The organism is Actinomycetota bacterium, assembly GCA_036280995.1.
In the GTDB taxonomy this organism is placed as follows: Bacteria; Actinomycetota; CALGFH01; order CALGFH01; family CALGFH01; genus CALGFH01.
On sequence record DASUPQ010000295.1, the window covers coordinates 1 to 6,484 of the forward strand.

General features: G+C 74.9%; 6 protein-coding genes. All 6 read left to right on the forward strand.

What is annotated here, in order from left to right:
- On the forward strand, positions 1–927 hold a 927-nt coding region (locus VF468_09980), incomplete at its 5' end, for a solute carrier family 23 protein (protein HEX5878637.1).
- Complete coding sequence (locus tag VF468_09985; protein HEX5878638.1) at positions 924–2,468, forward strand: FdrA family protein; 1,545 nt, start codon at positions 924–926, stop codon at positions 2,466–2,468. The genes VF468_09980 and VF468_09985, both read left to right, overlap by 4 nt.
- Entirely contained in the window at positions 2,465–3,913 is a 1,449-nt protein-coding gene (locus VF468_09990; protein HEX5878639.1) for a DUF1116 domain-containing protein, read from the forward strand. The genes VF468_09985 and VF468_09990 overlap by 4 nt, the downstream gene beginning before the upstream one ends.
- A gap of 12 nt (positions 3,914–3,925) precedes the next feature.
- Complete coding sequence (locus VF468_09995) at positions 3,926–4,816, forward strand: DUF2877 domain-containing protein (protein HEX5878640.1); 891 nt, start codon at positions 3,926–3,928, stop codon at positions 4,814–4,816.
- Positions 4,817–4,853: 37 nt separating this feature from the next.
- Positions 4,854–5,660 (forward strand): cyclase family protein, encoded by an 807-nt coding sequence (locus VF468_10000; GenBank protein ID HEX5878641.1) that lies wholly within the window; start codon positions 4,854–4,856, stop codon positions 5,658–5,660.
- A partial coding sequence (locus VF468_10005) for an ornithine cyclodeaminase family protein (protein ID HEX5878642.1) occupies positions 5,657–6,484 on the forward strand: 828 nt, incomplete at its 3' end. The genes VF468_10000 and VF468_10005, both read left to right, overlap by 4 nt.

A 6,484-nucleotide genomic window follows, 5' to 3' on the forward strand; every position in this document is an offset into this window, starting at 1 on the left:
CTGGCCCCGGTGGCCAGGGACAGCTTCGCCCAGCAGCCGCTGATCGCGTTCATCACCCTGGTCGCGATCCTGCTCATCGGCATCGTCTTCATGGGGTTCATCGGGCGGCTGTCGGTGTTCCTCGGGGTCCTGGTCGGCTACCTGGTGGCCGCCGTGGCCGGCGAGGTCGACTTCAAGCCGGTCGGCGACGCCGACTGGGTCGGGCTGCCCGACTTCAATACACCGACCTTCACCTGGCGGGCGGTCGCGCTGATCGCCCCGGTGGTGATCGTCCTCATCGCCGAGAACACCGGCCACGTCAAGGCCGTGGCCGCCATGACCGAACGCAACCTGGACGACTCGCTGGGCAAGGCCTACATGGGCGACGGGGCGGCCACCGCCCTGGCCGGGCTGGGCGGCGGCTCGGGCACCACCACCTACGCCGAGAACATCGGGGTGATGGCGGCGACCAAGGTCTACTCGACCGCCGCCTACGTGGTCGCCGGGGTGACGGCCATCCTCCTCGGCCTGGTGCCCAAGTTCGGGGCCCTGATCGTGACCATCCCGCCGGGAGTGCTGGGCGGGGCGACCACGGTCCTGTACGGCATGATCGCCGTGCTCGGGGCGCGGATCTGGGTCGAGAGCCGGGTCGACTTCCGCGACCCCGTGAACCTGGTCACGGCCGCGGTCGCGCTGATCGTGGGCGCCGCCAACTACACCCTCAGCTGGGGCGACCTGGAGTTCAACGGCATCGCCCTCGGGTCGTTCGGGGCGATCATCATCTACCGGGTGCTGCGGGGTCTGGGCGGGGCTCCGGTGTTCGCCGAGGGTGCGATCGCCAGCCCGGCAGCCGGCACGGGGACGGTAGGTCCGGAGGGGCCGGGGGTTCCGGGTTCTCCGGCTGCTGCGGAGCCTGGTCCCGGCGACCGGCCGCCGCGGGAGCCGTGACCGCCTCGCGGGTCGAGGTCCGCAGGGGCACCTACCACGACTCGGTGACCCTGATGCAGGTGTCCCGGCAGGCCGAGGAGCTGCCGGGGGTCGAGGCGGCGGCCGCCGTGGCCGCCACCCCGGTCAACCTGGAACTGCTGGCCAGGCAGGGATTCACCGTCAATGCCGGCGAGCTCGGGCCGAGCGACCTGGTGCTGTGTGTCCGGGCGGCCGACGAGGAGGCCGCCGCCCGGGCTCTGGAGCAGGTCGAGGCCCTGCTCGCCGGGGCCGGCCGCGGCCCCGGGTCGGGCGCCGGATCCGGGTCCGGCCAGCTCGCCGCGCCGCGGTCGCTGCGGGCGGCGGCCCGGCGCGACCCCGACCTCAACCTGGCCGTGCTGTCGGTGCCGGGACGGCACCTCCACTACGAGGTCGCCGGGGCGCTCCAGGCCGGGCTGCACGTGTTCTGCTTCTCCGACGGCCTCGACCCGGCCACCGAGGCAGCCCGCAAGCGGGACGCGGCCCGGCGCGGGCTGCTGCTCATGGGCCCCGACTGCGGCACCGCCATCATCGACGGGGTCGGCCTCGGGTTCGCCAACGCCGTCCCCCGCGGCCCGGTCGGGATCGTCGGCGCCTCCGGCACCGGCATCCAGGAGGTCACCTGCCTGCTGGACGCGGCCGGGGCCGGCATCTCCCACGCCATCGGCGTCGGCGGCCGCGACCTCTCCCCCGAGGTCGGCGGCATCATGACCCTCCGCGCCCTCGTCCTGCTCGCCGCCGACGACGCCACCGAGCGTCTGGTCATCATCTCCAAGCCCCCCGACCCACGGGTCGCCCGCCTGGTCGCCGACGCCGCCGCCGCCACCGGCAAGCCGGCCGTCCTCGCCTTCCCCGGCCTGGGCGACCCGCCGCCCCTACCCGACGGCGTGTCGTTCGCGGCTTCCCTGGAGGCCGCAGCCGCCTGGGCGGCCGGGGGCGGGTCGGTTCCCTCGGGCGGGGCTGTGGACAGCCGGTCGCGTCCCGACCCGCCGGCTGTCACCCCAGGAGCAATCCGGGGGCTGTTCTGTGGGGGGACCCTCTGCTACGAGGCGATGGCGGTGGTGGCGAGGGTCGTGGGGCGGGTCGCGTCGAACATCCCGCTGCGCTCTGAGTGGCGGCTGGCCGACCCGCACCGGAGCGAAGGGCACACGTTCGTGGACTTCGGGGACGACGCGCTGACCGAGGGGCGGGCGCATCCGATGATCGACCCCGGGCTGCGGAACGAGCGTCTCCGGCGGGAGGCGGCCGATCCGGAGACGGGGGTGGTGCTGCTGGACGTGGTCCTCGGGTACGGCGCCCACCCCGACCCGGCGGGCGAGCTGGCCCCGCTGATCGAGGGGGCCCTGGCCGAAGGGGCGGGCGGGCTGTCGGTGGTGGTGTCGCTGTGCGGCGCCGCCGGCGACCCGCAGGGCCTGGACGGCCAGGCGGCCGCCCTGCGCGCGGCCGGGGCCCTGGTGACCCGGTCCTCGGCGGCGGCGGCCCGGCTGGCCCTGGCCGCCGCCGGGCTCGGGAAGGGACGACCGTGAGCGGGCTGCTGGGACGGCCGGTCAGGGCGGTCAACGCCGGGGTGGAGCTGTTCGCGGGCGAGGTCGAGCGCCAGGGGGCCGAGGTGACGCGGGTGGAGTGGCGGCCGCCGGCCGGGGCCGAGGAGGCGCTGGAACGGCTCGCCGGCCGCGCGGAGGAGACCGCCGCCGCCAACGACCGGGCGGTGGCGGCCATGCAGGCGGCCGAGCCTCGGGTGGTGGGAATCGGGCGGGCGGGCGACCTGGTGCCCGACCTGGACGAGCGGACCCTGCTGCACGCCGGGCCCCCGATCGGCTGGACGGACATGTGCGGGCCGCTGCGGGGGGCGATCATCGGGGCGGCCGTCCACGAGGGGATCGCCGCCGACCCCGACGACGCGGTCCGGCTGGCCGAGCGGGGCGGGCTGCGCTTCGCCCCCTGCCATGACCACGGGGCTGTCGGGCCCATGGCCGGGGTGGTCAGCGCGTCCATGCCCGTCTGGCTGGTGGAGAACGGCGACCGGGGCAACCGGGCCGTCTGCACCCTCAACGAGGGGCTCGGCAGGGTCCTTCGCTACGGCGCCTACGATGTCCAGGTGCTGGACCGGCTGGCCTGGATGCGGGACGTCCTGGCCAGGGTCCTGGCCGCGGCCCTGGCCCGGCTGCCCGAGCCGCTCGACCTCCGGGCCATGATCGCCCAGGCGCTGCAGATGGGCGACGAGGGCCACAACCGCAACCGGGCCGGCACCTCGCTGCTGCTGCGGGCGCTGCTCCCGGCGCTGCTGACGGTCGACGAGCCGACCGCCGACGTGGTCGCCGCGGCCCAGTTCATCTCCGGCAACGACCACTTCTTCCTCAACCTGGCCATGGCCGCCGGCAAGGCCACCGCCGACGCGGCCGCCGGGACGGCCGGTGCCTCGATCGTGACCGCCATGGCCCGCAACGGCACCGAGTTCGGGATCCGGCTGGCCGGCACCGGCGACCGCTGGTTCACCGGGCCGGCCGGGGTGGTCGACGGGCTCTACCTGCCCGGGTTCGGGCCCGAGGACGCCAACCGCGACATCGGCGACTCGACCATCACCGAGACCATCGGCATCGGCGGGATGGCCATGGCCGCCGCCCCGGCGATCGTCCGCTTCGTCGGCGGCAGCCCCGAGGACGCCGTCGCCGCCACCCTGGCCATGTACGACATCACCTGGGCCGAGAGCGCCGCCTACCAGCTCCCGGCGCTCGGCTTCCGCGGCACCCCGCTCGGGATCGACTGCCGCGAGGTCGTCCACACCGGGGTCCTGCCCACCGTCAACACCGGCATCGCCCACAAGGACCCCGGCGTCGGCCAGGTCGGCGCCGGCCTGGTCGAGCCCCCGATGGAGGCGTTCGTGGCCGCCACCCGGGCCCTCGCCGGCAGCGCTGAGCGCATGGAGGCGGCGCCGATCAGCAGCCGGGCGCCCGGCGGCGGCGACGCCTGAACCGGGGTCGCCGTGACCGCCTTTCCCGCCCACCTCGTGGCCGTGCCGGTCCTGGAGCTCGCGGGCGGCGGGCGCCGCGGCGTGCTCCTGGGTGTGGGCGCGACGGCCGCCTGGGTCGAGCTGGGCGGGTTCGTGGTCGCGGTCACCACCCGCGAGGTCCCCCTGCTGCCCAACGGCGTCGCCCTGGCCGCCGGGACCGGGGCCCTGTCCGGGCCCGGCGTCGTGCCGGGGGCCTCCGCCCGGCTCTCCCCTGGCCGGGTCGAGCTGGGCGCGCTCCGGGTCACCTGGGACCCGGCCGCTCCGCCGGTATGGGACCCGGCCGTGCCGGTGCCCGCCGGGGCGTCGCCGGAGGCGGTCGCCCGGCGCGGCGTGGCCCTGCTCCGCGCCCTCGGGGCCGGGCCGGGCGACCTGGTCGGGGAGCTGGCCCGGGCCGGGCTGGCCACCGCCGCCGACCCCGAGGGCGCGGCCGGGCTGGCCCTGCTGTTCCGGGCCGTTCGTGAACGTGACCCGAATCCCGCGGTCGCGGCCTCGCGCGCGCTCGCGGGGCGGGGGCCCGGGCTCACGCCGGAGGGGGACGACCTGCTGGCCGCGGTCGCCGGGGCCGTGGCCGTGCTCGGCCCGGCCAGCGGCTTCGACGAGCCGGGCCGCGGGCGGTTCCTGGCCGCCCTGGCACCGGAACCCGGGCGGACCACCGCCCTGTCGGCCACCCTGCTGGCCCTGGCGGCCGAGGGACGCCTGGCCGAACCGGCCGGGCGGCTCCTCGACCTGAGCCCGGCCGGCGAGACGGCCTGGCCCGGGGCGCTGTCGCGCCTGGAGCGGCTCGGCCACGGCAGCGGCCGCGCCTACGCCGCCGGGATCGCCGCCACCACCACCCTGCTCGCCGAAGGTACCCCCGTCAGGTAGCGTCGGAGCCCGTGACCAACCGGAAGGGAGACGTGCCGTGGGGCTCGAGGCGATGCGGGTGCTCGACCTGTCGCAGGACTTCAGCATGCACACGCCGGCGTTCGCGAGCTACGACGGGCCCTCGATCAAGTGGGTCAAGCGGCTGGCGTTCGACAAGGTCGGCGGGCAGGAGATCACCTCGACCCTGCACGTCGGCACCCACCTGGACGGGCCGGTGCACTTCTGGTCGGCGGGCAAGACCATCGGCGAGCTGCCGCTGCCCTGGCTGGTCGGGTCGGCGGTGGTGGTCGACCTGGAGCGGATGGGGGTCGGCGACTACCAGCTGTACGGGCCCGGGCACTTCGAGCGCTGGGAGCGGGAGACCGGGCTCAAGGTCGAGCGGGACGACATCCTCATCATCCACACCGGCTACCACCGCTTCTACAACGAGAACTGGGTCGACCGCAGCCAGGTCGACGAGACCCGCTACTTCGTCCGCCATCCCGGGCCGACGCGCGAGTTCGCCGAGTGGGTGCTGGACCGGGGGGTGCGCTGGCTGGCCGTGGACGCCGGCTCGGCCGACCACCCGATGAACACCGTCATCCGCAAGATCCGCCCCGACGAGGCCGAAGACGCCGAGGCCGCCCTCGGCCGCCCCCTTGACGAGCTGTTCCCCAAGCAGGACCTCCAGATCATGCACACCCTGCTGTTCCCCCACGACGTCATCCACATCGAGAACCTGGGCGGCCAGATCGACGAGGTGCTGGACCAGCGCATCCAGTTCGGCTGCTTCCCGTGGAAGTTCGTCGGCGGCGAGGCGGCGTTCTGCCGCGCCGTCGCCTTCCTGGAGGGGGAGGCACCATGAGCGACGCCGACCACGCGATCCGCTTCACCTGGCTGTCCCAGGAGGACCTGCTGGAGGCGGGCTGCCTCGACTTCCACCTGGCCATCGACGCGGCCGAGTCGGCGCTGCTGGCCCACCGCAACGGCGAGGTGCTGTTCCCCGAGAAGATCGTGCAGATCTTCAACCAGGAGACCCAGGAGCGGATCAACTGCCTCCCCTCGACCCTGCTGACCGAGAAGGTCTGCGGCATGAAGTGGGTGTCGGTCTTCCCGCCCAACGTGCCGCGGTTCGGCCTCCAGAACCTCACCGCCCTGTTCATCCTCTCCGAGATCGAGAAGGGGTTCCCGATCGCGGTGCTCGAGGGGACCCTGGCCTCCAACATCCGGGTCGGGGCGATGGGGGCGCTGGCGGCCAGGCACTTCGCCCCCGCCGAGGCCCGGGTGATCGGCTTCATCGGCAGCGGCGAGCAGGCCAAGATGCACCTGCTGGCCATGAAGACGGTCCGCCCGAGCCTGGCCGAGTGCCGGGTCGCGGCCAGGACGGCCGAGGAGGAGGAGCAGTTCGTCCGCGAGCTCGCCCCGCTGGTCCCCGACATGGAGCTGGTGGCGACCGGCACCGACGGCGCCCGGGCCATGGAGGGGGCCGACATCCTGGTCACGGCGACCAGCGCCCAGGCGCCCCTGCTCAAGGCCGCCTGGATGAAGCCGGGGTCCTTCTACAGCCACGTCGGGGGCTGGGAGGACGAGTACGCGGTGGCCAGGCAGTGCCAGAAGATCGTCTGCGACGACTGGGAGACGGTGAAGCACCGCACCCAGACCCTGAGCCGGATGTACAAGGACGGCGAG